This is a genomic window from Variovorax sp. GW821-FHT09D04 (genome assembly GCF_059416405.1).
Genome location: NZ_JBWKPA010000014.1, coordinates 19,306 through 38,535 on the forward strand (window position 1 = coordinate 19,306; position 19,230 = coordinate 38,535).

Genomic DNA, 19,230 nt, shown 5'->3' on the forward strand with positions numbered 1-19,230 from the left:
CCTGCTCAAAAGTCCGAACAGCCGTTGCGCCGCTCGGTGTTCACGCAGCTCAGCAGGTTGGGCCGCGAGCGCACGCGCGACCATTCGCGCGCCAGCACGTCGGCGCCCTGCTGCGCGCGGTCGCCGTCCAGCGGCCCGGTGGCCAGGCAGATCGGCGCCTGGCCGATGTTCCGGTCGTACAGGTACGAGGTCAGCGGCTCGCGCACCACGTCCACCGAGGGCAGCAACGGCAGGCCGCTCACGCGCAGCTGGCCCGGCACCACGCGCACCGCGTAGCCCTCGGCCGAGGTGAAGCTGCCGTTGATCGGGTACAGGCCCGTCGGGCTGCCCGGCAGCGCCGGCGAGAACATCGAGCCGCTGAAGCCCGCCCCGGTGTCGCCCAGGATCAGCCCCGTGATGCTGTAGATGAAGAAGGGGTTGGGCGCGCCCACGGTGCGCGACGCGTCGGCGATCACGATGGTCGCGGTCGGTTGCTGCGCGTAGATGAAGTGGTTGTCGCCCGGCGTCACGGTCACGGTGCACAGGCCCAGGTAGGCGCAGTGATAGAAGTTGGGCAGCGGGCCCGAACCGGCCAGGCCGCCGCGCGTTTCGCCAACCCAGGTGTCGGCCCACACACGCCACAGCGCGCCCGAGATGCCGTAACCGCCCGGGTTCTGGAAGCGCGCCGCCGCCACGAGGTCGGTGCCGCTGGTGCTGCTGACCGGTGCGCCGAGCGTGAGGTCGCCACTCAGCGTGCGCACGAACACGGTGTTGGCGGCCATCGAATCGGCCGACGTGACCTGCGGCAGGTTGCCCGCCGCATCGAAGCCCGTGACCGACACCGGCCCGATGGTGACCGCGTTCGCGTCCACGTAGGCAAAGCCGCCGGCCGCGCCGCCGCCGACCGTGGCCACGTCGTTGCCCGGATTGCGCAGATCGACGCTGCCGTTGCGCGAGCGTGCGAGCAGCGTGCCCGCCGTGATCGTGCCCGCGACCGACTGGCTCACGTTGCCGCCCGACAGCAGCCCCAGCGTCGCGGCCGAGACCGGCGCGTTGAGCGCGATGCCGCCCCCACCGCCTTCGTTCTGCAGGGTGAGCGCGCCCGAGGTCGTGAGCGCGCCCGCCACCGTGATGGCGCCTGCGTGCGTGGTGCTGCCCGCGACGATGGTCGGCGCCGACAGCTGCGCGAACTCCGCGCCCGACACCGAGAAGCCGTTGACCGTCGGGCCGCCCAGCACGATGGGCGTGGCCGTGTCGTCCGATGCGACCATGTTGACGTCGACCCCGCCCGGGCGCAGGTCGATGGTGCCGGCCGCGACCACCGGCGCCTCGATCACGATCGAATCGCCGCTGCCGTCGTTGCTGGCGCGCAGCAGCACATTGCCGCTGCTGCGGATGCCCGGCAGCGCACCCGGCGCGGTCGGCGCACCGCCGGCCTGCAGCACGACGCCGCGCCCGCCGTTCTGCGAACGGCCCGTGACCTCGATGTTGCCGCCGCCCGTGGTGACGAGCTGCGCGCCGTTCTCCAGCCGCACGCCGCTGTCTTCGGTCACGCCCGGCGCCGAGGGGTCGTTGTTGAAGTTGTAGCCGCGCACCGCGATGTTGCCGCTGCCGGTGGTGATGGAGCTGCCGCCGTTGATGAGCACGCCGTGCGCCGCCGCGAAAGTGGACGAGGCCTGGCGCCGCGCCACGCCCTGCACCGTGACGTTGCCGCTGGTGGTGCTGATGGTGCTCGGGCCGAGCTGGCCGCTGGTGATGACCACGCCGCTGTCCCAGGTGGTCGAGGTGCCGCGGATGTCCACGTTGCCGGTGGCGCTGGCGATGCGCGCGCCCTGCAGCAGCACGTCGCCGCCTTCGATGCGCACGTTGCCGCCCGCGCCCGCGTCGCTCTGGCCGACACGCGTGTCGACCTGCACGTCCTGAGTGAGGATCACGGTGCCGGTGGGCGCGCCGGGCTGGCCGCTGAGCAGCGACACGTTGCCGCCGTCGGTGACGACCTGCCCGCCGTTCAGGCGGATGAAGCCGCTGCCGGGCGTGCCCGTGCCCACCGCGTTCATCGTCACGCTGCCGCCCTGCGTGAGGATGTTGCCCCCGAAGTCGATGAAGCCGCTGTTGCCCGAGGGCGTGCCGTCGGGGTTGACGCCCGCGTTCATCACCACGTTCAGGTCGTCGCCGCCGGTCGCGCGGATGGTGGTGCCGGGCGTGCGCGTCTGGATGCCGCTGGCGGCGTCCAGCTGCAGCGTGAGCGGGCCCTTGGAGCCGGTGTAGTTGATGTCGACGTCGGCATCGAGCGTGATGACGCCGCCACCGCCCGTGCCGGTGCCCGTCGTGATCTTCACGCTGGTGCCGCCGTTGAGCGCGGTGTTGATGTCGCCGTCCTGGATGGTCGAGTTGGCGACCGCGTCATAGGGGTTGGTCGGCAGCGTGCCCGCGGCCGTGCCGTGGGCGATGGTGAGGTCGAAGGGGTCGATGAACCACTGCCCCGCCGCGCCCACCGGTGCCGACGCGTCGACGCGCGCGCCGCGCAGGTCGAAGCGCCCGGCCGAGGTCTCGATGCGCCCGCCGTCGCCGCCGGCCGCGCCGCCGCGCGCCGAGAGCTGGCCGTGCGCGCGCAGCGACTCGGTCGCCACCACCTTGATGCTGCCGCCGTTGCCCGCGCCCGTGCCCGCGTTGGCTTCCAGGCGCGTGTTGCCGCCGACGGCGATGGCGTTGGTGGCCGCGATGTCGATGCTGCCGCCGCCGGTCGCGCCGCTGGCGTCCAGGCGCGCCACCGCGGGCGAGCCGTCGGAATTCGTGGCGCCGTCGATGAGCACGTTGCGCCCTTGCACCGAGATGCTGCCGCCCTTGCCGCTGTCGCTGGCCACCGAGGCCAGCGTGCCGACGCTGGTGCCCACGCCGGAGATGAAGGTGACCATGCGCATCGAGATGTCGGTGCCCTGGGCGTCGATGGCGATGGTGCCGCCGTCGGTGCGCAGCGCCGTCGGATGGTCGGCGTCGGCCGTGACGGCCACGCCGTAGGTGGGCGTGGTGGACGGTGTGATGATGATGTCGGGGCTGCCGAGCGTGGCGCTGAAGCCTTCGCTGCCCGCGTGGCCGATCACGTCGATGCGCCGCCCCGCGCCGGCCGAGACCGCGCCCCGGATGGCGACGCCGTTGCCGCCGCCGGCCGACATGTTCCCCGCCGCAAAGCCCGTGTCGGTGCGCAGGCCGTCGAGGTTCGCGCCCTGGCCTTCGATGCGCACGTCGCGCTCGCCGGCGACGGTGGCGTCGTCGATGACGACCGCCGTGCTGGCGCCCACCGCGGCCCCGCCGATGTTGGACGTCCAGGTCGGGCCCTGGCCCTTGATGCCGATGTCGCCCACCGACTTCAGCACCGCGCCGCTGCTGATGGCGACGCCGCTGCGCCCGTAGCCCGCGAGGCCGTCGAGCTGCAGGCCGCCGGCGCCGGCCTCGACCGTGCCGCCCGTGATCGACACGCCGTTGCTGCCGCGGAAGATGAAGTCGCTGTTGTTCTGGTCGTCGATCCAGGTGCGGCCCTGGCCGCGCATCGCGATGCGGCCTTCGCCGCTGGTGGTGACCTGGCTGCCGGCCAGCGTCACGCCGTCGCGCCACACGAAGTCGCCGGTGTCGCCGCCGAGCGGGACGATGCCGCCGATGGCGCGGCCGTTCTGCGCATCGCCCTGGCCGAAGAAGCGCACGTCGCCGCCGTTGGCCGCGATGGTCGCGCCGGTCAGCACGATGGCGCCGGCATAGTCGGTCTCCGCAGAAGGGTTGCCGCTGCTGTTGTTGATGTTCTTCGCGTTGGTGGCGACGCGCCCGGTCGCGTCGGCGTTGAAGTCGACGTGCAGCGCGCCTTGCTGAGATGTGATGGCCGAGCCCTCGTTCATCACGATGCTGCCGGCCGAATCGACGCGCAGCCGCGCCGTGCCGCCTTCGCTCTTGACGACCTGCACGCCGGGCGCGAAGGTCACGCCCGCGCCGAGGCCGGTGCGCCCGCTCGCCAGCGTCACGTCGGTGCCGCGGCCCAGCGTGTCGCCGACACTGCCGGCGCTCACCGAGCCGCCGGTGAAGGCCGGCAGTTTGCTGTCATACGCCGGCACGTTGCCGGCCTCGACGATGCCCAGGTCCGACTGCTTCGCGCTCACGCGCCAGCTGCCGTTGGCGCCGCCTTGCGCGCCACCGCCCGCATCGACGCGCACGGCCTGCACGCGCACTGAATCGGCCTCGTTCGAGATCGCACCGCCCTTGCCGGCGCCCGCGCCGCGCGCGGTCATCTCGCCGTAGGCCTGCAGCCGCGACTCGCGCTCGGGCGCCGGATCGGCCTCGCCCACCAGGGCCTGGCCCTGGGCACTGGCCGTGGTGACGGTGCCGCCGGCGCCGCCCGTGGTGGCGTCCGCGCGCAGCACCGAGGTGGACGACAGCGCCACGTCGTAGCCATGCACCGACACGCTGCCGCCGCCGGCCTGGCCGCTGGCGTCGATCACCGCGCGCTGGTCGCCACCGCCGGTGCCTTCGATACGCACCTGCCCCGCCGCGATGCGGATGGTGCCGCCGTGCTGCCCCGCGCCCATGCCGGTGGCGTCGAGCGTGCCGCCGTTCATCTCGATGCGGTTGTTGCTGCCGGCGCCAAGCACGATCTCGCCGTTGACGTTCTCCAGCGTGCGCGCGCGCACCGTGCCCGACTGGTTCACCACCAGTTCGCCCGCCGTGGTGGAACTGCCGATGAGCATCACGCGCCCGCCATCGGCCTGCAAGGTGGCGCCTGCGGCGTTGACCACCTTGGCGCTGGTGGCCATGGCGTCGGCTGCGACCACGAGGTTGGTGAGCCCGTCGTTGCCCAGGTCGAAGCTGATCCTGCGGCCCGAGGCCAGTGCGACGGTGCCGCGGTTGGCGGTGATGCTGCCGGTGTTGGTCACCTCGGCGCCCATCAGCACCACGGGGCCACCGGTGGCGGTGAGCACGCCGGCGTTGCTCACCACCTTGGCGTTGGCGTCGTCGCGCAGGAAATCGAGCTTGGTGCTGGCAGCAGTGAGGAAGTCGTTGTCGGTGGTGTTCAGTGCCAGCGTGGAGGCCACGAGACCGCCCACGTTGACCGTCGCGCCCTGGCTGAACACCACGCCGCTCGGGTTGATGAGGAACACGCGCCCGTTGGCCGTGAGCTGGCCGGCGATGGTCGAGAGCTCGCCGCCCGTCACGCGGTTGAGCAGGATGCTGGACGCGCCCATCGACTGACTGATGTTGACCGCGTCCTTGGCACCGATGGAGAAGCTGTTCCAGTTGATGATCGCGCGCAGCGACGACTGCGAGATGCCCAGCGCCTGTCCGCCCACACTGGTGGCCGACGTGGTGGTGCCCACGGTCACGCCGCCCTGCGTGGTGTAGCCGTTCGGGCCGAAGCTCGGCAGGATGGTTTGTGCCAGCGCCGGGGCCAGGCCCATGCAGGCGATCGAAAGCGCCAGCGGACGCAGCGGATGCCGGGGTTGGAAGTTGCGTGGCTTCATGGTCAGAACGCCTTCTGCAGCTGCACGTACAGCCGCGGGTTGCGCCCGCCGCCGTCGGTCTGCGCGGGCGGTGTGCCGGCGCGCCAGGCGAGCGTGGCGTTGATCGAGAAGTTGCCCGGGCGCGACCAGCTCAGGCCGATGCCGTAGCCGCGCAGGCTGTGGGTGTTCTCGCCGTCGAAGGGCGAGGGATGGCGCGCGATCTTTCCGCGTGCCGCGTCGTAGAACAGGTAGGGCGTGATCTCGTCGGTGGCGGCCCAGCGGTATTCGAAGGTGCCGATCAGGCCCTGGTCCACCAGCAGTTCGCCCGAGGGGTAGGCGCGCACAGCGCGCGCACCGCCGAGCGCGAGCTTTTCGGAGGCGTCGAGGTTCTTGCTGGCCCACTGCCCACCGACCGAGAAGTACAGCGAGTGGCGCGGCACGATGGCCTGCAGCCGCGACACCTGGAAGCTCAGCTTGGTGAAGCCGCCTTCGGTGTGGCGCCCGCCGAACTGCTGGTCGGACTGGAAGCTCTGCGCGTCGCGGATCGACAGGTCGCCGTGGTACAGCGTGCCCGAGCTGGCCCAGTAGCCGCCGCCCAGCACCTCGTCGCGCCGCTCCCAGGCCCAGCCGATGCCGAAGCCCTGCACGCGCTTCTTCGCGGTGAAGTCGACGCCGCGCAGCTCGTCGGTGAGGTCCTTCACGTCGGCCGTGAGGCGCAGGAACAGGTTCTGCTGGCGCTGGCGGATCAGCGGGTAGTTGAGCGACACGTCGAGCACGTCGGCGCGCCCGCGCGCGTCGAGGTCGACGAACTTTCCGCCCAGGTCGTAGCTCACGCGCGAGATGCCGATGCCCGCGCGCAGGCCGCTGGTGCCCAGCGGCGCCTCGTAGGCCACGCGGCCGTACTGCAGCGCGTTGCTATTGGACAGCAGCAGGCGCGCATCGAGGTTGTCGCCGATGCCGAAGGGGCTGAGCCAGCGCGCCGTGCCGCCCACGCGGTAGCGCCCCGCCTCCTTGGTGCCGTGGTTGTCGGCCTCGGCCGAGAAGGCCCAGCGCGCGCCGGCCTCGACCTCCACCGACAGGTCGGTGGTGCCCGCCTGCGCGCCTTCCTGCAGGCTGGACGACACCTTGAGGCCAGGCTGGTCCGACAGCAGCAGCATCGCGCGCTCGTAGGCCGGCGCGTTCACCGCCTCGCCCGGCTGCAGCGCCGACAGGAAGCCGCGCACGCGCGCCTCGCTGATCGGCGCCTCGGGCGCGACCAGCACCTCGACCTTGCCGAGCCGGCCTTCGATGATGCTGATCTCGACGATGCCGTCGCGCACGGTCTGCACCGGCACCACGGCCTGCGCAAGAAAGTAGCCGCGTTCCTTGTAGCGCGTGGTGATGGCCTGCGCGAGGCCTTCGAGGTCGCCGAGCGTGACGTCGCGGCCGATGTACGGCGCGGTGATCGTCTGCAGCTCTTCGTTGCTCAGCGCCTTCACGCCGTTCAGGCGCAGGTCGGTGAGCTTGAAGCTGCCCGAACCCGCCGCGGGCCGGGGCGGCGCGGGCAGGGTTTGCGGCGCGACGGCGCCGGTGGCCTGCGCCACGGGGCGGTCGCAGCTGCCGCACGGGTCCTTGGTGGGCAACAACGTGGTGGCTTCCTGCGCATGGGCGCGGGGCATGGCGACCCACAGCGTGGCGCCGACGAGCGCAGTCGCCGCAATGGCGATCGGCGTCGGCCGTGGACGAAGGCGGATCGCAGGGGCCATGGCAGTGCTTCTTTGCAGGAGGGAGCGTGGCGAAGACATGGTCAGCTCCCCACCGTGAGGCGCCAGTTGCCGATCAGGTTGAACGGCGCCCAGAAGAAGGGGTGGGACATCTTGGGGTCCTTCAGCACGGCCAGCTGGCCGGCCTGCATGGCCTTCTGGATGTCGCGCCCTTTGGCGAGCTCGCCGTAGAGCGTGCCCATGAGCACGGCGGTGGCGTCGTCCGACACGGGCCACAGCGAGGCGATGAGGCTGGAGCTGCCGGCCGAGAGGAACGAGCGCGTGAAGCCCAGCACCTCGTCGCCCTGCGCGATGCGCCCCAGGCCCGACTCGCAGGCCGACAGCGTGACCAGCGCCGTGCCGTCCATCGGCAGCGCGAGGATCTCGTGCGCCTCGAGAAAATTCTGCTTGCCGCCTTCGTTGGCCAGCAGGATGCGCGAATACAGCGGATCGACCTCGTCGGCCTCGGCGTGCGCCGCCACGTGCATCAGCGGCGAGCGCGAGGCCACGTCGCGGAACTGCGTCTTGGTGGCCGCGGCGCCCATGTACACCGTGTTGCGCGGGAACAGCTGCGCGAGCTGCTTCACCTCGGTCTCGGCGCCGGGCAGGTCGTACTTGTCCTCGATGCGTGGATTGCCGAAGGCCGTGAGCGACGCGTTCACGCGCGGCGTGCGCTGCGCCAGCTGCACCGCGATGCTGATCGACGGCGCCACCGACACCGGGTGCGTCTCGATGAGGTAGCGCCCGTCCAGGCGCAGCGCCTGGAACGGCAGGTAGTGCAGCGGCCCGTGCGGCACCACCACCACGCGCTGGCCCGGCGCCAGGCCCAGCGGGCCGAGCAGCGCGGCGCCGAGCTTGTCGGCGTTGGTGATGGCCGCGCGGCGGCCGCGCACGATCGAGTTGCGGAAGGTCTCGACGAGTTCAGTGAGCTCCTCGCGCTTCACCGCGATGCGCTTTTCGACAATGCTGTCCGGCCCCACGACCCAGACCATCAGGCGGTCGGGCAGCGCGTGGTACTGCACCACGCGCTCGTCGGCCGCCAGCGTGCGCTGCAGCGCGGCCACGCCGACCGTGCCGGCCGACGATTCGCTGAGCTTGGCGCGCCCGCGCACCGCGTCGAGCAGCGCACGCGAGCGGCTGTGCTCGCTCACCTCGAAGGCGCGCTGCGGATCGCCCGCTTCGCTGTACACCGCCACGCCGCGTTCGAACACCGACTGCAGGTCGGAGAACAGGCCCATCTTCACTTCTTCGCTGCGAAAGCGCGCGCGCACCTGGTCGACGTCGGCGAGCGCACGGCCCGCGGCCTCGGCGGCGGCCTGCTTCTGGCCCAGCGCGAGTTCGCTGCGCGCCACGCCGTCCCAGGCCCAGAGCCGGTAGTAGGCGGTGTCGGTGCCGACCTGGCGCGTGGTGAGCGCGCGGTACTTGTCGCGTGCCTCGGCCGGTTTGTTCTCGGCCAGCAGCAGGCGGGCGCGCGTGCGTTCGAGCTGTGCGGCCAGCGGCGCCTCGCGCGGCTCGGCCATGTCGCCGAGCACCTGGCGTGCGCGCACCGCGTCACCCGATTCGATGAGCGCGTTCACCAGCGAGGCCTGCACCAGCGGCGCATAGCGCGGCGAACTGTTGGCCAGTGCCTCGTCGTAGCTGAGCACCGCGCCGGCGAAGTCGCCGCGCCGCGTGCGCACGTCGCCGATCACCTTCTGCACCGGGCCGACCACCAGCTTGGGGTCGCGCGCGGTGTGGCGCAGCGCTTCGCGCGCGAACTCCTCGGCCTTCTCGAGCTGGCCCGAGTAGCTGTAGACGATCGCCAGGTCGCGGTTGGCCACGGCACGCAGGTTCGGGTCGCTGGTGGCGTTGGCCAGGTGCAGCGCCTTGCTCGCGGCGCGCACGCTCTGGCGGAACTCGCCCGCCTCGGCCAATGCGACCGCCTGGCTGCAGTATTGATAGCCCGAGAGCTTGACCGCGTCCTGCCCGTAGAGCACCGCGCCTTCGCTGGTCAGGGCCAGCAGCGTGTCGGTGTCGGCCAGCCGCGCCTGCGCCATCCGGTCGGCCGCGGCCTCGGCATTCGGGCCGCCCGCCGCAGCGGCGGGAGTTGCAGGTGGTGGCGCGGGACGTTGTGCCTGCGCCGAAGGACCGCCGGGGCCCAGAAGCAGCACACCCACCAGGCCGACCGCACCGGCAAGACCGGCACGGCGACGCGCCGGATGCGCACATCCCCATCTCGAAAACCACGCCATTGAACCCCCTCGACCCATGCACTCGCTGCCGCGAACGCTCGACGCCGCGGGAGTGCGCGCCGTTCAGGCCTCGTGGGAAAGTCTAGGAGCGGGTGTTCACCTCGCCTATTCGCAATACGGTCTAGCGCAAATGGCGTAGAGCCTGCTCACGCTACGCGGGCACGCTGTCGATGTTGAGTCGATCCCAATGCCGGTGCTTCGCAATCGCCGCAATGAAGTCGTGCGCAATCTGCGTCGCCGCCGTGGCGTCGCCCAGGTTCGTGACAGGCGTTTCGGCCACCACCACACCGGCCGGTGCCTCGCCCTCGGGCGTGACGCCCAGCGTGGCCAGCAGTTGCACGCCCTCGCCCACCGCGCAGATCGCCTTGCAATGCTTGTACGCCTCGAGCACGAAATGCACGGCATCGCCCTGCGCCGCGAGCGCGGCGGCGCCCTCGGCACCGGCGGGCACGAGCACGGCGTCGAACAACACCGAGGCGGTGTTGGTGAAGGTCATGTCGACGTCGATCTGGCGCTTCGACGCGCTGGCCACGGTGCCGAGCTTCGGGCCCACCACCTTGCACAACACGCCCACCTGTTCGAGCGCGTCGCGGATCGGCTTGAGCGACGCCGAGTCGACGCCGTCGGCCACGAGGATCGCGACCTTGCGCGTGCGCACCACGCCGTCGGCGCTGCCGTCGCTCATGCGCAGCGCAGGCGATTCGTCGATGGGCAGTTCGATGCGATGCTCGCGAAAGCCTGAGTACCCTGCGGCCGCTTTCGCGTCGGGCTCGCCGATGCCCAGCGGCTCGGCCACGCGACGTGCGAGTTTCTCGTCCACGTGCGCGAGGTTGTCGACCATGCGCTGGCGGATCGCGGGCACTTCGAGCTTCGAGAGTTCGAAGCGGAAGGCCGCGACGATGTGCTCCTTCTCGGCCATGCTCTGGCTGTTGAAGAACAGGCGCGCCTGCGTGAAGTGGTCGTCGAACGAGGGGCTGCGGCGCCGTACCTTCGGCGACTCGACCTCTTCGGGGAACGACTGGAAGCCGTGGCTGCCGCCGTCCACGCGGAACTCGGTGCCGCTGCCCAGCGTGTTGGGCTCGTAGGCGACCTGGCCACGCGCGATGGTCTGGCGGTGCATGCCGTCGCGCTGCATGTTGTGGAACGGGCACACGGCCTTGTTGATCGGCAGCTCGTGGAAGTTGGCGCCGCCCAGCCGCGAGATCTGCGTGTCGGTGTAGCTGAACAGGCGCCCCTGCAGCAGCGGGTCGTTGCTGAAGTCGATGCCCGGCACGACGTGGCCCGGGTGGAAGGCCACCTGCTCGGTCTCGGCAAAGAAGTTGTCGGGGTTGCGGTTGAGCACCAGCTTGCCGATGCGCTGCACGGGCACCATCTCTTCGGGGATCAGCTTGGTCGGGTCGAGCAGGTCGAAGCCCAGCGACTCGGCCTTGTCGGGCGCAATGAGCTGCACGCCGAGTTCCCACTCGGGGAAGTGGCCCTGCTCGATGGCCTCCCAGAGGTCGCGGCGGTGGAAGTCGGGGTCCTTGCCGGCGATCTTCTGTGCCTCGTCCCACACGAGGCCGTGCACGCCGAGCTTGGGCTTCCAGTGGAACTTCACGAAGTGGCTCTCGCCGCGCGCATTGACGAAGCGGAAGGTGTGGACGCCAAAACCTTCCATCATGCGAAGGCTGCGCGGAATGGCGCGGTCGCTCATGGCCCACATCAGCATGTGGGTGCTCTCGGGCATGAGCGAGGCGAAGTCCCAGAAGGTGTCGTGCGCGCTCGCGGCCTGCGGCATCTCGTGGTGCGGCTCGGGCTTGACGGCGTGGATGAGGTCGGGGAACTTCATCGCGTCCTGGATGAAGAACACGGGGATGTTGTTGCCCACGAGGTCGTAGTTGCCCTCGCGCGTGTAGAACTTGACGGCGAAGCCGCGCACGTCGCGCACGGTGTCGGCCGAGCCGCGCGAGCCGGCCACGGTGGAAAAGCGCACGAACACGGGCGTCTTGGCGTCGGGGTCCTGCAGGAAATCGGCGCAGGTGTACTGCGACATCGACTGGTAGACCTGGAAGTAGCCATGCGCCGCCGAGCCGCGCGCGTGCACGGCGCGCTCGGGAATGCGCTCGTGGTCGAAGTGCGTGATCTTCTCGCGCAGGATGAAGTCTTCGAGCAGCGTCGGTCCGCGCACGCCCGCCTTGAGCGAGTTGTGGTTGTCGGGAACCTGCAGGCCCTGGTTGGTCGTCAGGTGCGTGGGGTGCTCGGTGGTGAAACCCTCGAGCTGCAACTGCTTGGCGTTGGCGCCGTCACCGGTCTTGGCGGTGCTGGCGCGGCGGCCTGCGGCGGCCTTGTTCTGGGGGGACATCGGGGTTCTGGGCATCGATGCGGGTCGGCTCAGCCGGCCTCGTTGCTGTTGCCGCTGCCGATGAAGATGTCGAGCACGTTCACCACGGCGATCAGACCGATGCAGGCGGTCACGGCAGCCACCGCCCAGATCAGGATGTCGTCGCCCCAGGTGCCCATGAGCGAATCGAACAGTGCCGAGATTTCCATGATGTTTTTCCCTCCGAGAGAAGCGGGGCCGCAAGCCGGCAAATCCGCAAAGAGGAAGCTTAGGTGGGGCCCGGTGCGCGGGCCGTAGTGGCCGCCCCTCCCCGTCTGTGGGAGAAGGTGGGCGTCACCGGTAGGAGGGCGCCGACAGGCGCGAGCCTCAGGCGCCCGGGTCGAGCACGCGCTCGCTGGGCCGCGCGAAGTAGAACCACTCGGCGCCCGGCAGCGCCATCGCGTTCGGGAACACGATGAAGCCGTCGTCGGGCGCGCTGACCAGCGTGCCGTCGTGCCGCATGCCGACGGGCTCGCCGCGCTGCACGGGGTCGAAGGTGGCCCAGTCGCGCACGAAGCTGTCGTCTTCGTGCAGGCGGTCGGTCACGCTCGCCAGGCGCAGCAGTTGGGGCGGCTGCGGGGGCGCGGCCGACAGGCCCGGCGGCAGCGCCGCCATGCCCAGCAGCGCGAGCGTGCGGCGGATGGCCGCCCACGCCACCTGCGGCGCCTGCGGGTCCTGGTGCTGGCCGCATTCGAGCGTGACGCCGTAGCCGCCGCAGCTGCGGATGTATTCGTTGGTGCCGCGGCCGAAGTCGATGGCGGCCTCGTCGACGGCGGCGCCTCGCTGCGCGAGGCCGGCGGCGTAGATGTCGAGCCAGCCCTCGACCACGATGGGCGTGCCGATGTGCAGTGCGAGCCGGCCTTCTTCCTGCGCGCGCGCAAAGGGTTCGAGGCTGCCGCTGTTGTCGCGCGGGCCGATCATGGCGAAGGCCTCGCCCTCGCTCTGGAAGGAATGCAGGTCGAGCAGCACGTCGTGGCGCGCGATGACGGGGGCCAGCCGGTTGGTGATGCGGGCCTCGTAGTCGGCCGGCGTCTCGCTCGGCCGGAACAGGCGGTTGAGGTTGCGCTGGCCCTCGCGCTGCAGGCGCCGCCGTGCGAGCGGGTTGGCCACGGGCACGAGCGTGAGTTCGCCGCGCAGCAGGCGCAAGTCGCCGGCATCGAACTCGGCCAGCACGCGCTGGATGCCCTCGGTGCCGCAGGTCTCGTCGCCATGCACCCCGCCGATCACGAGCAGGCGCGGGCCGGGGTTCAGCGACGCGAATGCGTGCAGGCGCAGGCTGTCGGTGGCGGTCGCGGCGTCGTCGAAAAGCGGGGTGGACATGCGAGCGATTATGCGGAGGCGACTGTGGCCACGCAAAAGGCAAGACCCTGTGGCATGGCGGGCGCGCAGCGCAAACCTACAGCCGCGCCCCCGCCTGTCCTACCACCCTGTGGCGGGGCGCCGCGCAAGCTGGCGCCAGACCCGCACTTTGAAGGAGCACACGATGGCCCAGCAGCCGCGCAAGGACAAGAAGGACACCACCCGCGTCGCACAGGACGGCGAATCGGCGCCGCGCCTGCCGCACGAGCGCGACCAGTCGTCGGACAGCCAGGTGATGCAGGACGGCCAGCCGCCCGAGAAGGGCCGGCGCGGCTACGAAGACGTGGAACGCGGCGTGGTCGACACCGACCGCGGGCTCACGCCCGAGCGCACGCCCGACGGCAAGGTCAGGCCTTGACGGTGGCCAGCTGCTGGCGCATGTCGCCGATCACCGCGCCGTAGTCCTTGGCGTTGAAGATCGCGCTGCCCGCCACGAAGGTGTCGGCGCCGGCCGAGGCCACGCGGGCGATGTTGTCGGCCTTGATGCCGCCGTCCACCTCGAGGCGGATGTCGCGCCCGCTCTGCTCGATGCGCTTGCGCGCCTGCTCGATCTTGCGCAGCGCCGAGTCGATGAAGCTCTGGCCGCCGAAGCCGGGGTTGACGCTCATGATGAGGATGAGGTCGATGTCGTCGATGGCCCAGTCCAGCGCCTCGAGGCCGGCGCCGGGGTTGAACACCAGGCCGGGCTTGCAGCCGGCGGCCTTGATGGCCTGGATGCTGCGGTGCACATGGGTCGAGGCGTCGGGGTGGAAGCTGATGTAGTCAGCGCCCGCTTGCGCAAAAGATGCGGCCAGCGCGTCGACCGGCTGGATCATCAGGTGCACGTCGATGGGCACGGGCGTGCCGTCGGCGGTCTTGGCGTAGGGCTTGAGGGCCTGGCAGATCATGGGGCCGAAGGTCAGGTTCGGCACGTAATGGTTGTCCATCACGTCGAAGTGGATCCAGTCGGCGCCGGCCGCGATCACGTCGGTCAGTTCCTGGCCGAGGTGCGCGAAGTCGGCGGAAAGAATGGAGGGCGCAATGCGGAACGGGGTGCTGCTCATAACCCCGGATTCTCGCAGCCGCCGGAAGTCCGAGGAAAGGCCTCCGTTACCATGCGCCCCATGTCACACAGCCCCTTCAGCGTACAGGTCGAACCGCGTTACCTGGCCGACCAGTCCTCGCCCAAGGACAACGTCTACACCTTCTCCTACACGATCACCGTCACCAACGTGGGCACGGTGGGCGCGCAATTGATCGCGCGCCACTGGCTCATCAACGACGCCTCGGGCCATGCGCAGGAGGTCAAGGGCCTCGGCGTGATCGGCCAGCAGCCGCTGCTGGCGCCCGGCGAATCGTTCCGCTACACCAGCGGCTGCCGCCTGCAGGCGGCCAGCGGCACCATGCACGGCAGCTTCTTCGTGGTGACCGAAGAAGGCGAGCGTTTCGACGTGCCGGTTCCCATGTTCGTGCTCGAAGCCGACATAGGCGGCGCCCCCGTCTCGCGCGTGCTTCACTAGGTACTCCCCCAGGCTTCGCGCACTTCGTGTCGCTTCTCCTTCCCCCTCGCCGGGGGCAACACCAGCGGCCCGGCTGAGCCGGTTCCGCGGTGTTCCCGGCACTGATCCGTTACGAATTCATCATGGCTGCTGCATCTCGCGACTTGCAGGGGCTGCTTGCCGGCCTCGACCCCACGGCCGATGTGGCGCAGCGCCACATCTGGCTCATCAACCTCTTCGACTGGCTGCGCGGCGACCGCGCCTCGCCGCAGGCCGCCATCGGCCGCGTGCAACTGCTGCTCGACGCCGTCGAGGCACGCCCCGAGCTGTGCGAGCGGCTGCGCGCCTGGTGGCGCGCGTTCACGCAGTCGGTCGACCTCACGGCGCTGCTGGCCGACTACGGCTTTGCGCCGCGCACCGCCTTCCTGAGCGAGTTCGGCGAACGCATGCGCCGCAAGATATTGCCCGGCACGCCCGAGACCACCGACGCCTCGGACCTGTTCCGGCTGGTGCTGCCCGGCGTGTTCGACGCCGGCTGGATCGCGCTGCTTGACGACACCCAGCTCGCGCGCATCGGCGCGCTGCTGGCCGACGCCGCGCCCATGCCCGACGGCTCGGCGCGCTGGCGCCACACGGTGATGGACGCCGTCACCTACTGCTGCAGCCAGGTGGTGGCGACGGGCTTTTCGCCCGAGCTGCGGCTGCGCATCAGCCCCGAAGCGGGCGAGGCGCGCCCTTTCCACGCCCTCATGGCCGACCTGGACGCGCTGCGCGAGCAGATGTTCGCCCTGCCGCGCGACGAGGAATCCCTGCAGGCCGCCTTCGTGGCCTTCCGCGACCGGCTCGACGCCTGCCGCTCGAGCGCCTCGTCGGTCTACACGCACCTGGAAGACAACGGCATCTCGGTCGGCCTGGTGTTCCGGCTGCGCCAGCTGCGCGAGCGCGTGCTGCGCATCCGCGAGCTGCTCGACTGCCTGATGTCGCCTGTGCCGGGGCCCAGCATGGCGCGGCTGGTCGGCAAGCTGGTGCTGGCGGGCGGTGAGCGCAACAGCATCCGCGCGCTGATCGCCTCCAACTCGTCGATGCTCGCGGCCAAGGTGACCGAGCGCAGCGCCGAGACCGGCGAGCACTACATCACCCGCGACCGCCGCAGCTACCTGCAGATGGTGAAGAAGGCCGCCGGCGGCGGCGCCTTCACGGCGCTGACGGTGCTGGCCAAGTTCGGCATCTACGCGCTGGCCCTGTCGGCCTTCTGGAGCGGGCTGGCCGCGGGCCTCATGTACGCGGCCAGCTTCGTGGCGATCCAGCTGCTGCACCTCACGCTGGCCACCAAGCAGCCGGCCATGACCGCGCCCGCCATGGCGGCGCGGCTGCGCGACATCAAGTCGGACGACGCCGTGGACCAGTTCGTCGACGAGGTGGCCAACCTCGTGCGCTCGCAGGTGGCGGCCGTGCTGGGCAACGTGCTGCTGGTGGTGCCGGCGGTGGGCCTGCTGGTGCTGGGCTGGCAGGCCGCGCTGGGCCGGCCGCTGCTGGACGCGGCGCATGCGGCCTCCACGCTGCATTCGCTGTCGCTGCTCGGACCGACCGTGCTTTTCGCGGCAATCACCGGCATCCTGCTGTTTTCGTCCAGCATCATCGCCGGATGGACAGAAAACGCCTTTGTCCTGCATCGCCTGGACTCCGCCATGCGTTACAACCCTCGCATCGGCGCCTTTCTCGGTGCCGCCCGGGCCCGTCGCTGGGCCGCCTTCATGCGCACACACATCTCAGGCTTCGCCTCCAACATCTCGCTGGGACTCATGCTCGGACTGCTGCCCGCGTTCGCGGGCTTCTTCGGGCTCGGGCTGGATGTGCGCCATGTCACGCTGTCGGCCGGCCAGATCGCGGCCGCGGCGGCATCCATCGGGCTGCCGGCACTGCACCAGCCGGCCCTGTGGTGGGCGGTTGCGGCGATCCCGGTGATCGGCGCGCTCAATGTGAGCGTGAGTTTCTATTTCGCTTTCCGGCTGGCGCTGCGCGCGCACAGCGTGAGCCTCGGTGACCGCGCCCGCATCCGCAGCGCGATCTGGGCCCGCTGGCGCAGCCGGCCGGTGAGCTTCTTCCTGCCTACATGAACCTGACCGCACTCCTCGCCGAACTCCAGGGCTTCTGGGCCGAATGGGCGCGCCCCTCGGCCGGCCTGCCCACCGTGCTCTGGGCCCTGCTGGTGGCCGCCGCCGCGGCCTCCGGTCACCTGGTGCAGCGCTACCTGGGGATGCCGAAGGTCATCGGCTATTCGGTGGTGGGCGCGGTGGTGGGCTTTGCGGGCTTCGAGGGCGCGATCTGGCCGCTGCGCGGCATCAGCCTCTTCCTGCTGGAGCTGGGTGCGGCCGTGGTGCTGTTCGAGGCGGGCGGGCGGCTGCCGCTGCGCTGGTTCCGCCACAACCCGATGGTGCTGGTGCAGAGCCTGCTGGAGGCGGGGCTGACCTACTTCGGCGTGTACTGGATATTGATCCTTCTGGGCCTGCCCGAGCCGGTGGCCAACCCCATCGCGCTGATGGCGATCGTCGCCTCGCCCGCCGTGCTCAGCCGCGTGATCATGGACACCCGCGCCGCCGGCCCCGTGACCGAGCGCGCCATGACGCTGGCCACGCTCAACACCTTCTACGCCCTCACGCTGGGCTACGCGCAGGCCGGCCTGATCGAGCGCGCGCCGCAGTCGCTGATGCTCAAGCTCTACCCGGTGGCGGTGGTGCTGGGCATGTCGTTCGTGGTCGGCGCGATCATGGCGCTGGCGCTGCGCTCGGCGCTGCGCGTGATGAGCCCGAACAGCGAGAACACCTCGATCCTGCTGCTGGCGATCATCGCGGCGGGCGCGGCGCTCACGGCCCACATCGGCGGCTCGGCGCCGCTGGCGGCGCTGATCGGCGGTGTGCTGCTCAAGACGCTCAACCCCAAGCCCTGGGCCTGGCAGCGCCAGCTCGGCACCGCCTCGTCGCTGCTGACCATGCTGATGTTCGTGCTGGTGTCGATGGTGGCGGCGCAGGCCGACTGGACCCTGCCCGTGGCCAGCGTGGTGCTGGCCGTGATCGGCGTGCGCCTGGTCACCAAGATCTCGGGCGTGGCCATTGCCAACCCGGGCAGCGGCGCCAGCTGGAAGCAGGCCTTCTGGGTCGGCTGCGCGATGACGCCGCTGTCGTCGATCGCCCTGCTGATCGCCTCCAATTTCGCCTCGGCCTCGCCGCTTCTGGGCACCATGATCACGCAGGTCGCCCTGCCCTCGATTTTGCTGATGGAAGTGATGGGCGCCGTGCTCGCCACCGTGGCGATCCACGCCGTGGGCGAGAGTTCGGTCCCCTGGACGCCACAGGCCTTCAGCACCACGGAAGACACGCAGCGATGAGCAGCAACAGCAACCCCACCTCCGTCCTCCCGATCGACCCGGACAGCGACGACGTCCGCTCCGCACCGCTGCCCGCCGATCCGGCGAGCCGCGCCGTCAAGCTCGAGCCCTTCAACAAGTCGGAGGCGCTGTCGCTGGGCGTGGAGCTCGAGCTGCAGCTCGTGAACACGCACGACTACGACCTCGCGCCGTATGCCGAAGACATGCTGCGCCTGATGGCGCAGACGCCGCTGCCCGGCAGCGTGGTGCCCGAGATGACCTCGAGCATGATCGAGATCTCGACCGACATCTGCCACTCGGCGCAGGACGTGATCACGCAGCTGTCGCCGATCCGCGAAGCGCTCATCAAGAACGCCGACAAGCTCAACATCGCCGTGGTCGGCGGCGGCACGCATGCCTTCCAGCAGTGGCACGAACGGCGCATCTACGACAAGCCGCGCTTTCGCGAGCTGTCGGAGCTGTACGGCTACCTGAGCAAGCAGTTCACCATCTTCGGCCAGCACGTGCACATCGGCTGCCCCGACGCCGACTCGGCGCTGCTGATGCTGCACCGCATGTCGCGCTATATCCCGCACTTCATCGCGCTGTCGGCCTCGTCGCCGTTCGTGCAGGGGCAGGACACGCAGTTCGACTCGGCACGCCTGAACTCGGTGTTCGCGTTCCCGCTCTCGGGCCGCGCGCCCTTCACCACGAGCTGGAAGGAATTCGAGGCCTACTTCGAGCGCATGACCCGCACCGGCGTCGTGCGCAGCATGAAAGACTTTTATTGGGACATCCGTCCCAAGCCCGAGTTCGGCACCATCGAGATCCGCGTGTTCGACACGCCGCTCACCATCGAGCGCGCCGCCGCGCTCGCGGGCTACGTTCAGTCGCTGGCCGCATGGTTCCTGCAGGAGCAGCCCTTCGAGCCGTGCGAGGACGACTACCTCGTCTACACCTACAACCGCTTCCAGGCCTGCCGCTTCGGCCTGGACGCCGTGTACGTCGACCCGGCCACCGGCCAGCACATGCCGCTGCGCGACCACATCCTGATGACCATGACCCAGCTCGAATGGCACAGCGAGGCGCTCAACGCCACGCAGGCGCTGGGCGAGCTGCGCACCAGCGTCGAGGCCAACCGCAACGACGCGCGCTGGCTGCGCGAGAAGCAGGGCAAGGAACGGCTGCTGGCGGAAGTGGTGCGCCAGGCCTCGCTGCGCTTTCGCGGCGCGGCCTGA

Annotated in this window: 12 protein-coding genes; 5 read left to right on the forward strand and 7 right to left on the reverse strand. The window is 70.5% G+C overall.

From position 1 onward, the window contains the following. Positions 1–5: 5 nt before the first annotated feature. The 6 genes from AC07O4_RS28830 to AC07O4_RS28855 all read right to left on the reverse strand — a co-directional run bounded on the left by AC07O4_RS28830 (position 6) and on the right by AC07O4_RS28855 (position 13,111). Complete coding sequence (locus AC07O4_RS28830) at positions 6–5,480, reverse strand: two-partner secretion domain-containing protein (protein ID WP_495306299.1); 5,475 nt, start codon at positions 5,478–5,480, stop codon at positions 6–8. A gap of 2 nt (positions 5,481–5,482) precedes the next feature. Next, positions 5,483–7,204: a ShlB/FhaC/HecB family hemolysin secretion/activation protein gene (locus AC07O4_RS28835; RefSeq protein WP_495306300.1), complete on the reverse strand. Its 1,722-nt coding sequence runs from the start codon at positions 7,202–7,204 to the stop codon at positions 5,483–5,485. Between the two features lie 41 nt (positions 7,205–7,245). Continuing rightward, positions 7,246–9,432: a CHAT domain-containing protein gene (locus AC07O4_RS28840; protein WP_495306301.1), complete on the reverse strand. Its 2,187-nt coding sequence runs from the start codon at positions 9,430–9,432 to the stop codon at positions 7,246–7,248. Positions 9,433–9,583: 151 nt separating this feature from the next. Then, entirely contained in the window at positions 9,584–11,773 is a 2,190-nt protein-coding gene (locus AC07O4_RS28845) for a catalase (RefSeq protein ID WP_495306302.1), read from the reverse strand. A 29-nt stretch (positions 11,774–11,802) separates the two neighbouring features. Next, complete coding sequence (locus AC07O4_RS28850; protein WP_167394958.1) at positions 11,803–11,961, reverse strand: hypothetical protein; 159 nt, start codon at positions 11,959–11,961, stop codon at positions 11,803–11,805. A 157-nt stretch (positions 11,962–12,118) separates the two neighbouring features. Beyond that, positions 12,119–13,111, reverse strand: a complete 993-nt coding sequence (locus AC07O4_RS28855; RefSeq protein WP_495306303.1) for a succinylglutamate desuccinylase/aspartoacylase family protein — start codon at positions 13,109–13,111, stop codon at positions 12,119–12,121. A gap of 163 nt (positions 13,112–13,274) precedes the next feature. On the opposite strand from AC07O4_RS28855, the gene AC07O4_RS28860 reads away from it, so the two are divergent. Continuing rightward, positions 13,275–13,508: a hypothetical protein gene (locus AC07O4_RS28860; protein ID WP_369631050.1), complete on the forward strand. Its 234-nt coding sequence runs from the start codon at positions 13,275–13,277 to the stop codon at positions 13,506–13,508. Here AC07O4_RS28860 and rpe read toward each other — a convergent pair. Next, positions 13,498–14,193: a ribulose-phosphate 3-epimerase gene (rpe, locus tag AC07O4_RS28865; protein WP_062480999.1), complete on the reverse strand. Its 696-nt coding sequence runs from the start codon at positions 14,191–14,193 to the stop codon at positions 13,498–13,500. The two genes, AC07O4_RS28860 and rpe, sit on opposite strands and share 11 nt — an antisense overlap. Before the next feature lie 60 nt (positions 14,194–14,253). Here rpe and apaG point away from each other — a divergent pair, with 60 nt between their 5' ends. The 4 genes from apaG to AC07O4_RS28885 all read left to right on the forward strand — a co-directional run bounded on the left by apaG (position 14,254) and on the right by AC07O4_RS28885 (position 19,230). Beyond that, entirely contained in the window at positions 14,254–14,649 is a 396-nt protein-coding gene (gene apaG / locus AC07O4_RS28870; protein WP_062481013.1) for a Co2+/Mg2+ efflux facilitator ApaG/CorD, read from the forward strand. 122 nt (positions 14,650–14,771) lie between these two features. Continuing rightward, positions 14,772–16,745, forward strand: a complete 1,974-nt coding sequence (tlpB, locus tag AC07O4_RS28875; protein WP_354347960.1) for a transporter-like protein TlpB — start codon at positions 14,772–14,774, stop codon at positions 16,743–16,745. Beyond that, a complete protein-coding gene (locus AC07O4_RS28880) occupies positions 16,742–18,013 on the forward strand; it encodes a cation:proton antiporter (RefSeq protein WP_062480997.1) in 1,272 nt (423 codons plus the stop codon). The genes tlpB and AC07O4_RS28880 overlap by 4 nt, the downstream gene beginning before the upstream one ends. Beyond that, positions 18,010–19,230 carry a YbdK family carboxylate-amine ligase gene (locus AC07O4_RS28885; protein WP_139702150.1) on the forward strand — a complete coding sequence of 407 codons (1,221 nt, stop codon included), beginning with the start codon at positions 18,010–18,012 and terminating at the stop codon, positions 19,228–19,230. Before AC07O4_RS28880 ends, AC07O4_RS28885 begins: the two co-directional genes overlap by 4 nt.

Coding starts and splice junctions, on each gene's coding strand:
- AC07O4_RS28830 (WP_495306299.1), bottom strand. CDS start 5,480: ATGAAGCCACGCAACTTCCAACCCCGGCATCCGCTGCGTCCGCTGGCG.
- AC07O4_RS28835 (WP_495306300.1), bottom strand. CDS start 7,204: ATGGCCCCTGCGATCCGCCTTCGTCCACGGCCGACGCCGATCGCCATT.
- AC07O4_RS28840 (WP_495306301.1), bottom strand. CDS start 9,432: ATGGCGTGGTTTTCGAGATGGGGATGTGCGCATCCGGCGCGTCGCCGT.
- AC07O4_RS28845 (WP_495306302.1), bottom strand. CDS start 11,773: ATGTCCCCCCAGAACAAGGCCGCCGCAGGCCGCCGCGCCAGCACCGCC.
- AC07O4_RS28850 (WP_167394958.1), bottom strand. CDS start 11,961: ATGGAAATCTCGGCACTGTTCGATTCGCTCATGGGCACCTGGGGCGAC.
- AC07O4_RS28855 (WP_495306303.1), bottom strand. CDS start 13,111: ATGTCCACCCCGCTTTTCGACGACGCCGCGACCGCCACCGACAGCCTG.
- AC07O4_RS28860 (WP_369631050.1), top strand. CDS start 13,275: ATGGCCCAGCAGCCGCGCAAGGACAAGAAGGACACCACCCGCGTCGCA.
- rpe (WP_062480999.1), bottom strand. CDS start 14,193: ATGAGCAGCACCCCGTTCCGCATTGCGCCCTCCATTCTTTCCGCCGAC.
- apaG (WP_062481013.1), top strand. CDS start 14,254: ATGTCACACAGCCCCTTCAGCGTACAGGTCGAACCGCGTTACCTGGCC.
- tlpB (WP_354347960.1), top strand. CDS start 14,772: ATGGCTGCTGCATCTCGCGACTTGCAGGGGCTGCTTGCCGGCCTCGAC.
- AC07O4_RS28880 (WP_062480997.1), top strand. CDS start 16,742: ATGAACCTGACCGCACTCCTCGCCGAACTCCAGGGCTTCTGGGCCGAA.
- AC07O4_RS28885 (WP_139702150.1), top strand. CDS start 18,010: ATGAGCAGCAACAGCAACCCCACCTCCGTCCTCCCGATCGACCCGGAC.